This window comes from Xenorhabdus thailandensis, assembly GCF_037996785.1.
GTDB classification, from domain to species: domain Bacteria; phylum Pseudomonadota; class Gammaproteobacteria; order Enterobacterales; family Enterobacteriaceae; genus Xenorhabdus; species Xenorhabdus griffiniae.
Genome location: NZ_JBBMXF010000007.1, coordinates 73387 through 92714 on the forward strand (window position 1 = coordinate 73387; position 19328 = coordinate 92714).

Genomic DNA, 19328 nt, shown 5'->3' on the forward strand with positions numbered 1-19328 from the left:
CTCCCCCTATAACTTATTCAAGACTAATTCAGGTAACCACAAACTTAGTTGCGGCAGGTATGTCACCAGCGCTAACGCCGAAATCAGCGCAATGTACATCGGCAACAGCGGTTTCAGTACCTTATCGATACTCACCTCCCCCACAGAACACCCCACAAATAACGCGCTGCCTACGGGAGGAGTACAAATCCCAATCGCCAGATTAAATGTCATGATGATGCCAAAATGCACAGGATCGATACCCATGCTCGTCGCAACGGGTAAGAAAATCGGCGTGAAGATCAAAACGGCAGGTGTCATATCCATAAAGATCCCCACTATCAGCAGGATGATATTGATGACTAGCAAGATGGTCAGTGGATTATCAGAAACCGCCATCAACGCATCGGCAATTAGATAGGGTAGATCAGCATTGGCCATCGCCCAGGACATACCCATTGATACGCCAATCAGTAGCAAAACAATAGATGTGGTAATAGCTGAATCAAGAATAATTTTGGGTAGTTGTTTGAGACTCACTTCACGATAAATCACCACTGCGAGAATAAAACTGTAGAGAACAGCAATGGCTGAGGCTTCTGTCGCCGTGAAGATCCCCGCAATAATACCGCCCATAATGACCACAATGAGCATTAATGACGGTATCGCTTGCCACGCTGTAACAAAAAATGCGCGCCACGTTGGCCGAGGTGCAACAGGATAGCGCTTCCTCTTGGCAATAATGGCAGACACAAACATGAGTGAAATACCCATAATAATGCCTGGGATATAACCCGCTAAGAACAAGGCAGCAATAGATGTTCCCCCTGAAACCAACGAATACACAATCAAGGTATTACTGGGTGGGATCAGCAAACCAGAAGGACAAGAAGCGATGTTCACAGCAGCAGATAAGTTAGGATCATATCCTTCTTTTCGCTGCATCGGTGCCATTGTTCCCCCAACCGCAGCAGCGGATGCCACTGCCGAACCTGAAATTGCCCCAAACAGCATGTTCGCCATGATATTGACGTGCATTAATGATCCCGGCAAACGGCCGCCAATCATTTTGGCCAGATTGATCAAACGGGCAGCTATCCCACCTTGGTTCATAATATTTCCGGCCAGAATAAAGAACGGGATCGCCAATAGAGAGAAGTTATCGACTCCCGCAGCCATACGTTGTGCAACAACCGTGATCGCGGATTCCAGCGGCAATGTCATCGTAATAGCAACTAACGAAGATAAGCCGATTGCAAAAGAAACGGGAACACTCAATGCCAGCAATATTGCAAATGTGCCAAAGAGTGCGGCAATGATATACCAATCCATACTCTAACCCCTTATCTCCACAAGTTAATGATCCTCAGACACAACGGATGGTTGACCAGAAAAATGTTGAATAATCGAGATAACATCAACGGACGCATAGAAAATCATCAATATTCCGCTAATCGGCAGACACAAATAGATGTACCCCATTTTCCAGCCTAATACGGGGGTGATTTGACCATTTTCCAAGGTCGATGAAACCAGCAGGCCGCCACCATAAAGCAGCACAATGGCAGAAAATAAAATAATGGCTGCCTGAATAATCAGGTTGATAACGCTTTTCTTGACTCCGGTTAATTTCATCATCAGCAGATCGATAGCAAGATGCCGATGCTGTCCGGTTGTGTAGGCAGCACCAATCAAGGCGACCCACATAAACAGATAACGTGCTAATTCATCTGTTTCTGTGCTTGGTGTACCTAAGACATAACGTGAAATGACTTGCCATGACACGCATAAAACCAGAAAGGCCAGCAGGCAGATGGTAAAAAATGCCAAACTTTTATTGGTCATCGCCAGAAGGTTTTTCATTTATCCGATCCCCATCATTTTGGTTTACCAATTAAAGCCCGTCCAAAAATGAGAATCTATACTGATCGTACTAAAAACCCTGAAATAACTTCCGAAAGAGAGTGAGGCAGATCACAAACCCAAAAGGTCAACCAATATCGACGTTTTTTGCGAGTAAGATCGACCAATTGAATTTTGCCCTTTGCCCAGTCAATAAAATCTGATTATGGTTTGCCCACAAGAAAATAACAAAAACCGACCCTCACCTCTGGAGAACCAAACATGCAGAACAATAAACGACAGGTTTCAGGCATAGCGGCTGGCATCATATTGATGATAGGGGCATCTCAGGCTTTCGCCGTGACAACGCTGAAACTTAGCCATAACCAGAACCGGGCTCATGCAGTCCATCAGGCCATGACCCAGTTTGCTAACGAAGTGAAAGAAAAAACCAATGGGGAAATTCGTATCCGCATCTATTCTGATTCTCAATTGGGCAACCAACGTGAATCCATCGAATTGATGCAAAATGGCGCCTTGGATATTGCTAAATCCAATGCAGCAGAATTAGAAGCCTTTTCTCCCGCGTATTCCATTTTTAACCTGCCCTATTTGTTCCGCGATAAAGAGCACTACCAACAAGTCATCGATAGCGATATCGGCAAAGAAATCCTCGCTTCAAGTCAAAACATGGGATTTATTGGTCTCACTTACTATGATGCGGGGGCACGCAGTTTTTATGCGAAAAAACCGATTAGAACGCCTGAAGATCTAAAAGGCTTGAAAATTCGCGTACAACCCAGCCCAACCGCTATTGCCTTGGTGAAAGGGTTGAAAGGAAATCCAACACCACTCGCTTATGGTGAACTTTATACCGCCTTGCAACAAGGGGTTGTGGATGCGGCTGAAAACAACATCACCTCTTTTACGCTAAGCCGCCACAATGAAGTGACAAAATTCTTTTCCCTGGATGAGCACACGATGATCCCTGATGTCCTGTTAATATCGAACAAGTCGTTGAATAAATTAACCACTGAACAGCAAGAAATTGTGAAAAAAGCGGCGCTGAATTCTTCAAATTACATGATTCAACTGTGGGAACAATCAGAAAAGGAAGAGCGTGCTAAAGCAGAAAAACACGGGGTTGAATTTATTGTCGTGGATAAAACTCTCTTTCAAGGCGCGGTCAGCCCCATGTATGACAATATTGCTAAGACCCAACCGGAATTATTCGAAATGGTAAATCGAGTACGTAAAATAGAATAATTTCCTCTCAACACCACCTATTGTAACAAGAATAGGTGGTTATATTTCTGGCATTGATGCCTTAGAATAACATCATTTTTAGTCGATCCATTTAAGTATATGACCTTACGGCGGCATTAAATGATGAATTTTGCAGACTCCAGGCGTCCCTATCACGAAGTAGCCCAATCATTACGTCAGATGATTATAGAGATGGATTATTCTCCCGGTGATCGTCTACCGACAGAACGTGAAATTGCAGAAAAATTCAGCGTTTCGCGCACGCTTGTTCGTGAAGCGTTGATTGTACTGGAATTGGAAAACCTCATTGAAGTACGCAAAAGCTCAGGCATTTACCTCATCCAATTGCCACGCTCCTATTCAAGTGATACGACCATTAATGCCGCAGGGCCTTTTGAACTGTTACAGGCACGCCAATTATTGGAAAGTAATATCGCTGAGTTTGCAGCGCTCCAGGTGACTCCAGCCGATATTGCTAATATGCGCAAAGCATTGGAAAAAGAGAAAAAGGATCTGATTTCGGGGGAAAGTGAATCCGGTGACAGGGAATTTCATTTAGCCATCGCACAGGCCACGCATAACAGTATGTTAGTTGAATTGCTTAAACAGTCCTGGACGTGGCGTGAAAATAATCCCATGTGGATGAAACTGCATAGCCGAATTACTAATACTGATTACCGTAAAGAGTGGCTGAATGATCATCAGGCAATTTTGGCAGCGATGATAAAAAAAGATCCCGCAGCAGCGAAGCAAACAATGTGGCAACATTTAGAAAATGTGAAACAGAGTTTATTGGAATTATCCGATGTAGATGACCCTAATTTTGATGGGTATTTGTTTGAGTCGTATCCGGTTGGGATTGGGAAGTGAGTTTTGGGGATTGGGGAGTTGCGACTATTTGCAGCTCCCAAAAACTCACTCATCAGGCCGATCTCGCCTTTCATGACATAAACAAAAACCAAGAATAAATAAAAACACTGGCTAATGACTTTCAGTATTATACCAATCGCCTTTCAATATGCGTCTTATATCTTCCCGCATAGCGGGAAGATATAAATAATCACATTGATTTACAAGCTGCAATTTGAGGTTGGATTGGTATATAAGGAAGGAAAAAACTTATCCATTATCTTTCATTAAAATCCCATCTCACTAATATTATTTTTATCATTAATAACGATTCATTTAAATTAATCAAGATCACCATCACCATTTCATAAAATGACCTAAAACTTCCCTTTACATTCTAACTCTTTGACGATACATTCCCAATAATATATACCAATCCAACTTCAAGATGCATGTGATTTCTCCCCGCCTCGCGGGGAGAAATCAGGTTTCATAGAATTTTGTAAATTGTAACTTGAAGTTTAATGCGAATAGATAATTGACATTATCTATCCACATCACAAAAAAATAATTAGTAGCTATAAAACAAGCTAGAAATAAAAATCATATTAATTCGCTTTATTATTAAGATTAAATTATTTCGGTTAAATTCTATTTAAAAAAACAAATTACTTGGTTCATTAAATAATAAAAATAACATGAATTCATTTAGATTTATTTTTTACTTAAAAAGCTGAATCGTTTCAATAAATTATAGAGAGGCAAACATCAATGTTTCATCTACTGTTACAAGATATCCATCTGGCAGCATATGCTACCAATAAAGAAAGGGCTATTCGCCAAGTCGCCACAGCTCTCACTGCGGCAGGATATGCCAGTAAAGAGTACGTCGAAGGAATGCTGGAACGTGAAACACTCTCTTCAACCTATCTGGGTAATGGTATTGCCATCCCACATGGCACCCATACAACCCGCACTAACGTACTGAAAACCGGCGTACAAGTGATGCAATTTCCGAGCGGAATCGACTGGGGCGATAACCAAACCGTCCATCTTGTTATCGGCATTGCGGCAAAATCCGACGAACACCTTAATCTGCTGCATCAGTTGATCCCGATCATTCGTGATGAAAGCCGCGCCAGCCGGATGGCAAAAACCACCGATGTAAATGAACTCTATCATTTATTAATGAACACCAAATCCGCCTATCTGCTGGATAACTCTACGCTCACATTGGATATTGACGTACACGATCTGACAACCTTGCAGGCAATAAACATTTCTCGGCTACAACAAGCCAACGCAGTGAATGCAAAATTTATTGCCGATGTCTTTACCAAGCCACCAATACATCTTGGCCAAGGTATCTGGCTCAGTGACAGTTCGCAGGGCAATTTGCACAATGCAATTGCCATCTCCCGCCCCAAAACACCTTTTACTGTTGATAAACAACCCGTTGGGTTGTTATTAACCATCGCTTGCGCAGACGATCAACTGCACGGTTTTCTAGATAATCTCAGCACTCTGCTGCAACAAGATAAAGGTGAATACCTGTTACGCGCCAAAAACAGCACAGCCATCGTAGACCTACTGACAATGGATGTAGCACAAGAAACGATATTGTCTCAAAAAAACGCACTGATTGCGGATTTTGTCCTACCCAATAAACATGGCCTTCATACCCGCCCCAGTGCACTTCTGGTTAACACCATCAAACAATTCCAAAGCCAAATTTCCATCACCTATCTTGATGGAAATAGCATTCCTGTCGATGGGAGTAAGCTGATGCAAGTTGCAGGTTTGGGCGTTAAACAAGGCGAACGAATTCGCTTTACCGCGACCGGCTCCGATGCCAAAGACGCCTTGCTCGCTATTGAATCCCTTATTAACAAAAACATGGGCGAGGAAATGGTATGAACAAAAAAGTCGCGACGATCACTCTGAATCCTGCTTATGACCTGATTGGACGGGTTGAAAACTTCAAAGCCGGTGAAGTCAATCTCATCCAAACCCTGGGACTATATCCGGCAGGCAAAGGCATCAACGTTGGCAAGATCCTCAAAACACTCGGTATCAACGTCACTGTAGGTGGTTTTTTGGGTAGAGAAAACCAAAGTACCTTTCAAAAAAACTTTGCAGAACTAGGCATCGTCAATCGATTTCAGATTGTAGAGGGACGAACACGCACCAATGTCAAACTGACTGAGCAGAATGGCTTGGTTACTGATTTCAACTTTTCAGGATTCAGTGTCAGCAAAGAAGAGTGGCAACGCTTCGCCGAAGATTCCATCGAGTGGCTGAGTGAATTTAATATGGTGTGCGTAAGCGGCAGCCTGCCAACAGGTGTAGAGCTGGATGACTTCACTGAATGGATGCAACGCCTACGCGAAACCTGTATGTGCGTGGTATTTGATAGCAGTCGAGAAGCTCTGACTGCCGGACTCAAGGCTTTACCGTGGATGGTCAAACCCAACCGCCGCGAGCTAGAGATCTGGGCGGGGCGACCTTTACCAACATTCGAAGATATCATCACTGCCGCCCATCAACTGCATGCCACGGAGATCTCGCACGTTGTCGTTTCACTGGGTGAAGAAGGCGCGGTTCTGGTCAATTCAACGGGAACATGGCTCGCTAAACCACCGCATTGCGAAATCGTCAGCACCGTTGGCGCAGGTGATGCAATGGTCGGCGGACTGATTTACGGTCTGATGATGGGACAAAACAGTGAGCACACACTACGCCTTGCTACCGCCATCTCCGCTATGACTGTCGGCCAAAGCAACATTGGCAACATAGACCGCCAACAACTCGCCCGACTAATGGCAAAAATCGAACTGACTGCGTTAACCCCTTATCCAAAACAACAATAAGAAGAGAACATCATGAAGACACTGATTATCAGCAACAATAAACAGGGACAGGCTCGCGCTTACCTCGCTAAACATATATTGGCAAATACAGCCGTCAGGCATGGCCTTTCTCTTGTTGCCAACGTGGACAATGCTGAACTGGTGATCATTATCGGTGAATCTTCACCAGCCTCACTTAACCTACATGGCAAAAAAACCTTCACAGGCTCTACCGAACAAGCGATCCGTGAACCGGAAACATTCCTCCACCATGCCAAAACAAAAGCCAATATTTACCAACCGCAAAATATCGTTAGCACGGATCAACAAAACCCCGTCAATATTGTCGCTATCACCGCCTGCCCGACAGGTGTTGCCCATACATTTATGGCGGCCAAAGCACTGGAGACCGAAGCCCAAAAACGCGGCTGGCAGATCAAAGTAGAAACCCGTGGCTCCGTGGGAACCAATAACGCCATTACCGACGTAGAAATTGCAGCAGCAGATTTGGTGATTGTAGCGGCAGATATTGATGTAGATCTCTCGTCATTCTCCGGTAAACGCCTCTATCGTACTTCCACAGGCGCGGCCTTGAAAAGAACCGCTCAAGAACTCGATAACGCATTGACCGAAGCAGGAATTTACACAGCCACAGGCAGTATTACCGCCTCTAACGCGTTCAATCCATCCACCAATAAAAAACAGGAAAGCACCAGCATTTATCAACACTTGATGACTGGCGTATCCTACATGCTGCCGATGGTTGTCGCAGGCGGATTGTGCATCGCATTGTCATTTGTATTCGGTATCGAAGCCTTCAAAGAGCCCGACACATTGGCATCAGCACTCATGCAAATCGGTGGCGGTTCCGCACTTGCTTTAATGGTGCCCGTACTTGCAGGTTATATCGCCTATTCCATCACCGGACGCACCGGATTAGCGCCCGGACTTATTGGTGGTATGCTTGCTGTTAGCACTGGAGCTGGATTTCTCGGTGGTATTATCGCAGGCTTCCTTGCGGGCTACGTTGTCAAACTTCTGACAACCAAACTGCCTCTACCGCAAAACATGGAGGCGTTAAAACCGATTTTAATCATCCCATTGGTCGCAACGTTAGTGACCGGATTAATCATGATTTATGTCGTGGGTAAACCCGTAGCAACAATTATGGAGTGGTTGACCCACTGGCTGAAATCAATGGGAACCACCAACGCGGTGATCCTTGGCATGACTCTTGGCGGCATGATGTGTACAGATATGGGCGGTCCAGTTAACAAAACGGCCTATGCGTTTGGTGTCGGGTTGTTAAGTGCACAAACCTATGGACCAATGGCGGCAATTATGGCCGCTGGGATGGTTCCACCATTAGCAATGTGGCTGGCAACCACGATTGCACGGAATAAGTTTGAGCAAAGTGAGCGCGAAAGTGGAAAAGCGGCACTGGTATTGGGGCTGTGTTTTATTACCGAAGGGGCGATTCCATTTGCGGCGAAAGATCCAGTTAGGGTACTGCCAAGTTGTATTCTAGGTGGTGCAGTGACGGGAGCACTTTCGATGTACTTTGGTGTGCAACTCATGGCACCACATGGTGGGTTGTTTGTATTATTAATTCCAGGGGCGATTACGCCTGTATTGACTTATTTGGGCGCTATTTTGGTTGGTGCAATACTAGCAGGTGGCGTTTATGGAGTGGTAAAGAGAAAGGAGATTGGGGTATAACCATCGCTTAAAAAAAGAAATCTGTAATACCGTCGTCTCAGAGCTTCTGGAGAACTTATCACAAGTTTCATTCAATTGGGCGCTTTGAAGTGATCACATTGGATGGATGTAATACTGATTATTTTGAACTGTAATCCCTCTAAGAGCCCCAAGAAGTATTGAAGACGGCGTTTAACATATTTTGTTAGTATACTTGCCGTCATAGTAATACGAATTTGAGATCAACATGGCTAAAGCAGCAACTAAGAAAACCAAAGCAAAAAAAGGATTTGAAGAAACGTTATGGGATACCGCTAACCAACTCAGAGGCAGTGTCGAATCCTCCGAATACAAGCATGTCGTACTGAGTCTCGTTTTTTTAAAGTTTATCAGTGATAAGTTTGAGCAACGTCGTAAAAAAATGAAAGACGAAGGCCAACAAGCCTTTATCGATATGGAAATCTTCTACCAGCAAGATAATATCTTTTATCTGCCCGAAGAGGCGCGCTGGACATTTATCCAAGAACGTACCAAACAGGATGATATTGCAGTACTTATTGATACAGCGCTCTCCACAATAGAAAAACGTAATCCTGCTTTAAAGGGCGCATTACCAGATAATTACTTCAGCCGCCAAAATCTGGAACCTAAAAAACTAGCATCGTTGATCGACTCCATCAATAACATCGAAACCACTGCTCGTGAAACCGGTGTTAAAGAGCTTTCCAAAGAAGATTTGATCGGCAGAGTCTATGAATATTTCCTTGGAAAATTTGCCGCGACCGAAGGTAAAGGCGGTGGCGAATTCTATACTCCAAAATGTGTGGTAACTTTGCTGACCGAAATGTTGGAGCCTTTTCAGGGTAAGATCTATGACCCATGCTGTGGTTCCGGTGGTATGTTTGTCCAATCTGTGAAATTTGTAGAAAGCCATCAGGGTAAAAGCCGCGATATTGCCATTTATGGACAAGAGCTTACTGCAACGACCTATAAACTGGCAAAAATGAACCTTGCCATTCGTGGATTATCCGGCAACTTAGGTGAGAAACCCGCAGATACTTTCTTTAACGATCAACATCCTGATCTCAAAGCTGACTATATTCTCTCTAATCCACCCTTTAATCTGAAAGGATGGCGTAACGAAAAAGAATTAACTGATGATCGACGCTTTGCTGGCTATCGTACTCCCCCGACAGGAAGTGCCAACTACGGTTGGATCTTACATATACTCTCCAAACTGAGCTCAACTGGTACTGCGGGTTTTGTGTTGGCAAATGGTTCCATGAGTTCCAATACCAGTGGTGAAGGGGAAATTCGCGCACAAATGATCGAAAATGATCTGGTAGAGTGCATGATCGCCCTTCCCAGCCAGCTTTTTTATACCACTCAGATCCCAGCTTGTTTGTGGTTTCTCACCAAAAATAAAGATGTGGATGTTGCCAAAGGCTATCGTAATCGCCAGGGTGAAACGTTATTTATTGATGCTCGTAATATTGGTTCAATGGTTAGCCGCACTAATAAAGAACTGACAGCAGACGATATCGCAACCATTGCCGATACTTACCACGCTTGGCGTAGTACACCGAAAGAGTTGGCGGAGCGTATTAAACGTGGCGATGGAAAACTGGAAAAATACGAAGATATTGCTGGTTTCTGCAAAGTAGCAACCATTGAGGAAATTAAAGCTAACGATTATGTGCTGACTCCGGGACGCTATGTTGGTGCAGCAGAACAGGAAGATGATGGTATTGCTTTTGAGACTAAAATGCGTGATCTGTCAAAAACATTGTTCCAACAAATGAAACAAGCCGAAGAACTGGACAAAGTAATTCGCCAGAATTTAGAGGAGTTGGGTTATGGCGAATAATTGGCCATTAGTGAGAATTGAAGAATTACAAGCCTCAGAGAAAGGAGCCATTGCAATTGGGCCTTTCGGTTCCCGAATAAAGAGCGACTGTTATATTGAGCAAGGTATTCCTGTAATACGGGGCACTAATATTTCTAATGGTCCCAATTTTGAAGGTGAATTTGTCTTTATTTCAGAAAATAAAGCTGATACGCTAGGTTCAAGTAATGTATATTAAAATGATCTTGTTTTCCCACATCGTGGTTCTATAGGTGAAGTCGGTATTGTCACAGAAAATAAACGGTATGTATTATCGTCCAGTTTAATGAAATTGACTTGTAATAAGAAAAAGGTTAACCCAAAATTCCTTTATTATTATTTCAAAACATCAAAAGGGAAAAATGAATTACTCAAAAACTCATCCCAAGTTGGAACACCTGGTATTGGGCAACCTTTATCATCATTAAAATACATAACATTACAATTACCTCCAATTAATGTTCAGAATGATATAGAAAAAATAATCAGTGGATTGGATAATAAAATTATATTAAATAATAATATCAATCAAACCCTAGAACAAATATCACAAACCCTATTTAAATCCTGGTTTGTCGATTTCGATCCAGTGATTGATAACGCACTAGAGGCGGGAAACCCAATCCCTGATAGCCTTCAGAAACGGGCAAAGCTGCGCCAGAAAGTACGTAACAGCCCAGACTTTAAACCATTATCGGAGGAAATTCGTGCACTATTTCCAACAGAATTTGAGGAAACGGAATTAGGATGGGTGCCGAAAGGATGGAATATATATACATTATTTGAAGCTAGTTCATTCTTAAAAAGAGGAATCTCACCTAAATATATTGAAGATGGTGGTGTTCAGGTCATTAATCAAAAATGTATCCGAAACCATGAAATAAATTTCTCATTATGCCGAAGAAACAATACTGAATTAAAAAAAGTTTCAGGCTATGAACTAGAATTAGGTGATATTTTAATTAACTCTACAGGAGTTGGAACCTTGGGAAGAATGGCACAAGTTCGGTTTTTACCAGAAAATTCTGTTGTCGATTCCCATGTAACCGTTGTAAGAGCTAACGAGAAACTTTGTCCAAAATATACTTTTGGGCAATTACTAATGCTTCAAGAAAACGTAATAGAAAAATTAGGGGAAGGTAGTACAGGACAAACTGAATTAAATAGAAAGGTATTGTTCGATCAAAAAATTTTGCTTCCAAATACATCTCTCTCTAAATATGTGGAGAAATATATCTTAGATATTTCGGAGAAAATAGCTTTTAACAGTATACAAATACAATCATTAACCCAACTCCGAGACACTCTACTCCCAAAACTGATCTCCGGCGAGTTATCCCTTGATGACCTACCGGAAACCGTCACAGAAAAAAAATGTGCATAATTTTCAACCCCTTTCACAAGGGGTTTTTTATCTTGTTTTTAGGATATTGAGTAATAAGTCAAAGTAAAAATAAGAAAAGCTATTGTATGATTAGCCGTTTCAATAATTAGGAGCGGGAATAAACAATGGGTCTGAAATTTAGCGAAGCCAAGTTAGAGCGTGCCATTATCGAATTGTTAGGAGAACAAGGTTATCCCCATACACTCGGTGAAAACCTCAGCAGAACCGATAAGGAACAAGTGATAATTGTCAATGAACTCCGCGATTACCTCACAACCCGCTATCAATCTGATGGGCTAACAAACAGTGAAATTGAACGTATTATTCGCCAGCTCACGACCCTTTCCGCTAATGATCTTTACGACAGCAATAAAACATTTTGCTCCTGGCTGTCTAACGGCTTTCTGTTTAAACGAGATGATCGGACAGAGAAAGATCTCTATATCGAACTTATCGATACCCGTCACCTACCCGCTGCACTAAACCAATTGTTTAATACCGATGAAGTATTGCAGCAACAAGAAGCCGCGGAACCTTCGGCTTTCTATTATCCTACTAGCTCGAGTAATAGATTTAAGATAGTGAGCCAGCTCGAAATTATCGGCAAAGATGAACAGCCCCGTATTCCCGATGCTATTCTCTATATCAATGGCCTGCCATTAGTGGTATTCGAATTTAAAAGTGCTATTCGCGAGCAAAAAGCTAGCTTAAGCGATGCCTGGACACAACTCTGTGTCCGCTACCGTCGTGATATTCCACAACTGTTTGTTTACAACACAATGTGCATTATCAGCGATGGCGCTAATACCCGGATGGGTAACCTGTTTTCTTCCTACGAATATTTTTATTCCTGGCGCAAAATTACTGGGGATGAAAATTGTGAGCAAAACGGTATTAATTCACTATACACCATGATTGAAGGATTATTTCATCCAATACGTTTACTGGATGTTATCAAAAACTTTATCTGTTTTCCTGATAATACGAATAGTGAAATTAAAATCTGCTGCCGTTACCCGCAATATTATGCTGCACGCAAGCTCTATTACAGCATTAAACATGCACGTAAACCACAAGGTAATGGAAAAGGCGGAACTTACTTTGGCGCTACTGGATGTGGTAAAAGTTACACTATGCAATTTTTAACCCGCCTGTTGATGAAGAGTATAGATTTTGCCAGCCCCACAATTGTATTGATTACTGACCGTACCGATCTGGACGAACAGTTATCCCGTCAATTTCGTAACGTAACAAAATATATCGGAGATGACACAATTATATCGGTTAAAAATCGCGAAGAGTTACGTGAAAAACTCGCGGGTTGCAACAGCGGTGGTGTCTTCCTGACAACAATCCATAAATTCAATGAAGGAACAGAATTACTTTCAGAACGTAACAATATCATCTGTATCTCTGACGAAGCACATCGAAGCCAAACCAATCTCGATCAGAAGGTACTTATCGATAACAATACAGGGCGCATTCGCAAAGTCTATAGTTTTGCCAAATATCTTCGCGACTCACTACCATCAGCCACCTATGTTGGCTTTACTGGAACGCCTATTGATGCCACGTTAGATGTGTTCGGTGCAATCGTCGATAGTTACACCATGGCTGAATCAGTGAAAGATGGCATCACCGTTCCTATCGTTTACGAGGGACGTGCTGCAAAAATCATTCTTGATAACAGCAAACTTGAAGAGATCGAAAAATACTACGAAGAATGTGCCGCCGCTGGCACCAACGAATATCAAATAGATGAAAGTAAAAAAGCATCCGCCAATATGAATGCTATTTTGGGCGATCCGGATCGTCTGCGAGCATTAGCCGATGATTTTACAAAGCATTACGAAAAACGCGTGGCAGAAGGTTCGACGATAAAAGGCAAAGCCATATTTGTCTGTGCCAGCCGTGAGATTGCCTGGGAATTTTATAAACAACTTAAAGTAATACGCCCCGCTTGGTTTGAAGTCAAAAAAATTCCAGATAATATCGAACTGACAGAGGGTGAAAAAGAAAAATTGCCGCCATCTGAAATGGTGAAGATGGTGATGACACGTGATAAAAATGACGAAAAAACGCTCTATGATTTACTTGGCAACAAGGAACAACGCAAGGAACTAGATAAGCAGTTCAAAAATCCAAAATCAAACTTCAAAATTGCCATTGTTGTAGATATGTGGGTAACAGGATTTGATGTGCCCGAATTAGATACTATCTATATTGACAAGCCCTTACAAAAACACAATCTTATTCAGACTATCTCACGGGTAAATCGTAACCTTCAAGGAAAAAACAAAGGCTTAGTCGTCGATTATATTGGTATCAAACGACAAATGAATCAAGCATTGGCTATGTATTCCAAAATCGACTCTGTTAACTTTGAAGATATCTGTCTCTCCATTACCGCAGTGAAAGATCACCTTGATTTACTGGAGAATATTTTCCACCATTTCGATAGCCAAGATTATTTTAGTGGTGAGGCTCTAGCACAACTCGTATGCCTAAACTGTGCCGCTGAGTTTGTACTACAAAACAAAAAGCGGGAGCACCGTTTTATGGCGCTAGTCAAGCGACTAAAAGCAGCTTATGACATCTGCTGTGGTAACGAATTATTAACTCAAGATGAGCGCGATCATATCCACTTTTTCTTAGCTATCCGTTCTATCGTTTTTAAACTCACTAAAGGCGATGCACCGGATGTCACCCAAATGAACGCTAAAGTACGAGAGATGATTGCTGATGCGCTAAAATCTAATGGCGTTGAGGAACTGTATACATTGAGTGAAGGCCAAGCAGAATCTATCGATATTTTTGACGATGACTATATAGCCCGGGTTAACAAGATCAAACTACCCAATACCAAAATCCAGTTACTACAAAAGCTATTGGAAAAAGCCATTAGCGATTTTAAAAAGATCAACCAACTACAAGGCGTCAATTTTTCCCGCCGTTTTCAAGCACTGGTTGAGCGCTATAACGAACGCAGGGAAGATGACATCTTAAGTGGGGAAGAATTTGATATTTTCAGTCAAGAAATGACCAATATCATCTACGATATTAAAACTGAAATGGGCACCTATGCCGAAATGGGGATTGATATTGAAGAAAAGGCTTTCTATGACATTTTGGCTCATATGCGTGAAAAATATCAGTTCACCTATGATGATAGCAAAATGCTCGTTTTGGCTAAAGAAATGAAACTAATTGTTGATAACACCGCACAATATCCAGACTGGAGTAAGCGTGACGACATTAAAGCAAAACTCAAGGTTGATTTGATTTTATTACTGCATAAACATGGTTTCCCTCCCATAGTTAATGATGAAGTATATTACGGCGTTCTGTCACAAGCAGAAAATTTTAAGATGAATAGAATGAATCAGGCTATATAAGTGACTATGGATTTCATCGAACAGGAGTACTACTTTTGCTAAGAGATCTAACTAACCCGATTTCTGTTTAAACCGTCACTGAGAAATCATCTTTCAAGTAGGAAACATTCAGTGACGGGTCCAATCAATGGACAAAACAAGGTAATTTAAACGATATTGTATGAGGCAAGAATGTACTATGAAAGTAAGTGATTTCATTTTCCAATTTCAACCAAACAATTATTCTCATGAAGATGCTCTTTGCAGGGTCCGAGTATTTGTTAATGAGCAAATTCAATTTGCACTACTCACAGATTTAGGTGAAAAAAGTGGGCCTACCAGTGTAACTAACTCCGTTGAATATATTAGACAACAGCTAGTTACCAAAGGCTTTATTTACCACGACACTATTATTATTGAGCATTACGAAGATAAATATTCTGGATATGGTACATTCGATATTGTCACTTTCAGCAATTCCAATGCACCCAGCTGGGAAAAAACAACTCTTGAAAAAACACAGAAAATGCTCAATTGCCCTCATAAAGAATTATTAGATAATTCTTTAAAAAATAAAAGACTTTTCGAGCAGATAGAGAATCTCCATCAATCCCTCTATCCTTTCACTAAGAAAACCTATGTAGAAGAACCGGATGTCATTTCTAAGAGATTAAAAATTAGGAACAGTACTATATCAAAGAGTGAATTAATTGATTTTATTAAAAATAATCCTATTGAAAGAGATATTTCTAATTTTTTGAGAAATGATTTATCTTTATTTGCTGATTTATATGCTCATCCATCTGAGGAATATATCGTTTTACCAGAACTAATGGTTGGCAATGGTTTTGTTGATTTTGTTGTTTTATCAGGACGTTCCCGAATGGATGTAACGTTAATTGAAATAAAAGGAGCCAACTTCAATCTAATGAATTCATCTGGGTATAACAATTTTTCTCAAAAAACAAATGAAGCAATACAACAAGTAAGAGAAAGAATAGGTACCATTTATAGAGATTACCCAAGACATCGTGAGTATTTCCACAAGGTAAGAGAGGCAGTTGAGACTGGTTCGAATATTCATAACGCCTTATGTGGACCAAAAGGTAAATTAAGCGTCTCCCCCGATAAAGACATAAATATTAGAACAGTTGTCATCGCTGGCCGTTCTAAAAATGATATTGAAGAAAGTAAACAACGTCACAATGTAGAAATGACATCATCTCCTCCAATAAGATTAGAGAGTTGGGATAGTTTATTAAACAAACTACCTAACAACAGATAAATATTAGGGCGTGTAAACAGGTCAAAAACCAACTGAAGGCTTGCCTGCAAAAAGAGCTTCATGGCGTAGAAGTATAAATCAGTGGCTCAACAAGCGTATCGGCACAGTGCATACTTTTCAAGGTAAAGAAGAGAAAAACGTCATTTTTGTTCTTGACCTCTCGGAGGAAACCCAAGGTGCCAAAATAGGCCTCTGAGAAACCGAATCTGCTAAATGTCGCGATTACTCACGTGCAAAACCGAGTCTACATCGTAGGCAATAAAAACATTTGGTCAGGTTGCCAATATCTTGACGTTGCAGATGAAAAGCTGGGAGAAGTTTTGCAAGACTGATTTTAATTTATGATGAGCTTGCTTCAATCTATCCGGCATCATTATGAGCAAGGATGTCCATACCTTGCTGAGTATAATAGAAATGATTTTATATAAGTAGCTATCGAGTAAGTTCCCATTTATCAAATTGATCCTTAATTTCTTTAATAGATGTCAACTTGATCTTAGGTATGGTCAATTGCTCAAACAGCTCTGCATAGCGTTTTCTGCTTTTTGGTGTGACAACAGTGATATGATGGATCATTTTCCATTTGATACTATCTCTATTACCTTCCAGACCACCATAGCGATTGCATTGTAATAGTGTCCTATTTACATAACGTAGCAAGCTTGATGGCGTTAAAACATCTAATAAAATCAATCCAGTTGCCCTGGATAGGCGTTGTGATAGGCATTTTCTATAGTTCCCATCTATAACCCAGCTATCTTCCTTTATTGCCATATCATGCAATGAGATGAATTCATCGACAGGACGCTCCTGCCAGTTTGTGTTTGGTAAATGAAAAAGCTGATCGAGGTGAATTACCTTCAAGTTTCTCTTCCTCGAAATAGCATTAGCAAGTGTAGATTTACCGCTATTTGAAGGTCCCATAATGCAAATTCTATTTCCTAAATCTGAAAGTTTCATTACATCCTCCAGTGGTAATAGTGCCAACTTTTGTTATCGAGATCAGGGAACAAGCTCACTTACATTAATGAAGCTATGGTATGAGTAAACCCATAATGGTATAGATGAGCAGAGTGCTGAGAAAAGCTTTGTAATACTGAAATTCAGACATAAAAAAAGACGCTTCTTTTTATTTAGCGTCTTAATTTATATGGTGCCGAAGGCCGGACTCGAACCGGCACACCCGAAGGCGGTTGATTTTGAATCAACTGCGTCTACCGATTTCGCCACTTCGGCACTGAAATGGTTCGGAGAACGGGGGTCATTATACCTGTCAGAAGCGCATTCGCAACACTTATCCTTTCGATTTTGTTCAAGTGACGAAAAAAGGATCGATTATTCTATTTTTTCACCAGATTTTACCAGCAACACTTAAAAGCAAACCGAATTTTTCACCACATCCCGCCAATTCCTCCTCACACAATTCCTTCCAGCCAATAGACAACCTCTAAACTCCTTATATAATTCAAAACAATACACTGCTATGAGGTAAATTATCATGACCATTATCAGTTGGATTTTTACAGGTATCCTGTTAGGTATCGTTATTGGTGCCATTATGGCGATATTTAAGAAAAACAAATAATAGCTTTATTCCTTCACTTGAATGCCCTCTGATTGGTTAATCCAAAAATGAAAAAACGGCTATATAAACTGTGTGCAGTTTCCGTCATGACATGGGCGATTTCAGCTTGTGCAGATTCTGGTTATTCACACCAGAAAAAATTTCAGCAATCTAATGCGCAACCGGCAAAATGGGAAGTATTTGAGGGTAATGACAAGCTTAAGAAAATAGCTACTGCATTGGTCGATCAATATTCCCAATCCATCTTTGAAGAAGGCAAGCCTTTGGGAATGGCAATGGTGGTGATCGATAACAATCAGATTATGCATCGCAGTTTTGGGGAAACTTATCCAGGCAGCGGTATTAGGCCACGCCAAGATTCTTTAATTCGTATTGCTTCTATTACCAAATTGATGACCAGCGAGGTCATGGTTAAGTTGGCACAGAAGAAACACCTTAAGATCACCGATCCGTTACAGAAATACACTTATTACGGTGTCCATGTGCCGGATTATGACGTTAACCAACCAATCCGACTGTATCATCTGGCGAGCCATACCAGCGGGTTGCCACGGGAACAGCCTGGTGGAAAATGGGGACGCCCTGTATTTATTTGGCCAACCCAATCAAATCGCTGGGCTTGGCTGAAAACCGCAGGAATAGATGCCGCGCCTGGCACGACAGCTTCGTATTCCAATCTGGCCTATGATTTATTAGCTGATGCCCTTGCTAGAGCAACGGGAAAACCCTATGACCGCCTGCTGCAAGAAGAAATTACTCATCCTTATCGCATGAAAGATACGACGCTAACCCCCACACCATCCCAATGCACCCGTTTGATGGTCGGGGTTAAATCTAGCCCTTGCGTAAACACCATTGCCGCCGCAGGCAGTGGTGGAATTTATTCTACTCCCGCAGATATGCAGCGTTGGATGCAACAGTTTTTATCTTCCCATAATCAGTTAAGGAAGCAGACTGCCAGTCGTGAACAAGGTATCTACTTTAAACGTGCCGATCTGAAATCAATTAAAGGGATGGATGTTGCAGGTCTGGCAGATGGTATTGGACTTGGCTGGGTATATATGGATGCTAAAGGCAATATTCCCGGTATTTACCAGAAAACCGGTGGTGGCGGTGGGTTTAATACCTATATGGCAATGATCCCTGAAAGCAATATTGGCGTATTTGTGGTAATGACCCGCAAAGAGCAAAGCAAATTTAGTCGTGTGACGAGTGGAGTTAATGAATTAGTTGCAGCATTAGCGAGCAATCATAAGCAAATTTAGTTTTACAAGAAATCGCCTCCACTCTTGAAGGTGGAGGCGACGGATAAGTTTGCTGAGATATCAGGTT

At 41.6% G+C, this 19328-nt stretch carries 14 protein-coding genes and 1 tRNA gene; 11 read left to right on the plus strand and 4 right to left on the minus strand.

Going from position 1 to position 19328, the window contains the following annotated elements; genetic code table 11:
* Positions 1-6: 6 nt before the first annotated feature.
* Together AAC853_RS02800 and AAC853_RS02805 are read right to left on the minus strand one after the other, a co-directional pair.
* Positions 7-1311: a TRAP transporter large permease gene (locus tag AAC853_RS02800; protein WP_340613641.1), complete on the minus strand. Its 1305-nt coding sequence runs from the start codon at positions 1309-1311 to the stop codon at positions 7-9.
* A gap of 24 nt (positions 1312-1335) precedes the next feature.
* A complete protein-coding gene (locus tag AAC853_RS02805) occupies positions 1336-1842 on the minus strand; it encodes a TRAP transporter small permease (RefSeq protein ID WP_340613642.1) in 507 nt (168 codons plus the stop codon).
* Between the two features lie 261 nt (positions 1843-2103).
* On the opposite strand from AAC853_RS02805, the gene AAC853_RS02810 reads away from it, so the two are divergent.
* The 10 genes from AAC853_RS02810 (at position 2104) to AAC853_RS02860 (ending at position 16411) form a co-directional block, all read left to right on the plus strand.
* The gene (locus tag AAC853_RS02810; RefSeq protein ID WP_340613643.1) at positions 2104-3087 is read left to right on the plus strand and encodes a TRAP transporter substrate-binding protein; all 984 of its coding nucleotides are present in this window, start codon (positions 2104-2106) and stop codon (positions 3085-3087) included.
* 120 nt (positions 3088-3207) lie between these two features.
* Positions 3208-3957 (plus strand): FCD domain-containing protein, encoded by a 750-nt coding sequence (locus AAC853_RS02815; RefSeq protein WP_340613644.1) that lies wholly within the window; start codon positions 3208-3210, stop codon positions 3955-3957.
* Positions 3958-4707: 750 nt separating this feature from the next.
* Positions 4708-5853 (plus strand): fused PTS fructose transporter subunit IIA/HPr protein, encoded by a 1146-nt coding sequence (fruB, locus tag AAC853_RS02820; RefSeq protein WP_338883529.1) that lies wholly within the window; start codon positions 4708-4710, stop codon positions 5851-5853.
* The gene (fruK, locus tag AAC853_RS02825; protein WP_338883530.1) at positions 5850-6806 is read left to right on the plus strand and encodes a 1-phosphofructokinase; all 957 of its coding nucleotides are present in this window, start codon (positions 5850-5852) and stop codon (positions 6804-6806) included. The genes fruB and fruK overlap by 4 nt, the downstream gene beginning before the upstream one ends.
* A gap of 12 nt (positions 6807-6818) precedes the next feature.
* Positions 6819-8504 carry a PTS fructose transporter subunit IIBC gene (fruA, locus tag AAC853_RS02830; protein ID WP_338883531.1) on the plus strand — a complete coding sequence of 562 codons (1686 nt, stop codon included), beginning with the start codon at positions 6819-6821 and terminating at the stop codon, positions 8502-8504.
* Between the two features lie 226 nt (positions 8505-8730).
* Entirely contained in the window at positions 8731-10350 is a 1620-nt protein-coding gene (locus tag AAC853_RS02835; protein ID WP_340613645.1) for a class I SAM-dependent DNA methyltransferase, read from the plus strand.
* Complete coding sequence (locus AAC853_RS02840) at positions 10340-10567, plus strand: restriction endonuclease subunit S domain-containing protein (protein ID WP_340613646.1); 228 nt, start codon at positions 10340-10342, stop codon at positions 10565-10567. The genes AAC853_RS02835 and AAC853_RS02840 overlap by 11 nt, the downstream gene beginning before the upstream one ends.
* A 45-nt stretch (positions 10568-10612) precedes the next feature.
* Positions 10613-11752 carry a restriction endonuclease subunit S gene (locus tag AAC853_RS02850; RefSeq protein ID WP_422824188.1) on the plus strand — a complete coding sequence of 380 codons (1140 nt, stop codon included), beginning with the start codon at positions 10613-10615 and terminating at the stop codon, positions 11750-11752.
* A 125-nt stretch (positions 11753-11877) separates the two neighbouring features.
* Positions 11878-15147, plus strand: a complete 3270-nt coding sequence (locus AAC853_RS02855) for a type I restriction endonuclease subunit R (RefSeq protein ID WP_340613647.1) — start codon at positions 11878-11880, stop codon at positions 15145-15147.
* Positions 15148-15325: 178 nt separating this feature from the next.
* Positions 15326-16411, plus strand: coding sequence for a Shedu anti-phage system protein SduA domain-containing protein (locus AAC853_RS02860; protein ID WP_340613648.1), 1086 nt, complete (start codon positions 15326-15328; stop codon positions 16409-16411).
* A 432-nt stretch (positions 16412-16843) separates the two neighbouring features.
* Here the strand turns inward: AAC853_RS02860 and AAC853_RS02865 are convergent, their stop codons facing one another.
* Together AAC853_RS02865 and AAC853_RS02870 are read right to left on the minus strand one after the other, a co-directional pair.
* Positions 16844-17371 carry a GTPase gene (locus AAC853_RS02865; RefSeq protein WP_340613649.1) on the minus strand — a complete coding sequence of 176 codons (528 nt, stop codon included), beginning with the start codon at positions 17369-17371 and terminating at the stop codon, positions 16844-16846.
* 191 nt (positions 17372-17562) lie between these two features.
* Positions 17563-17647 (minus strand) — tRNA-Leu (locus AAC853_RS02870).
* Positions 17648-18043: 396 nt separating this feature from the next.
* On the opposite strand from AAC853_RS02870, the gene ampH reads away from it, so the two are divergent.
* The gene (gene ampH / locus AAC853_RS02875; RefSeq protein ID WP_338883548.1) at positions 18044-19261 is read left to right on the plus strand and encodes a D-alanyl-D-alanine-carboxypeptidase/endopeptidase AmpH; all 1218 of its coding nucleotides are present in this window, start codon (positions 18044-18046) and stop codon (positions 19259-19261) included.
* The last annotated feature ends 67 nt before the right edge of the window (positions 19262-19328 follow it).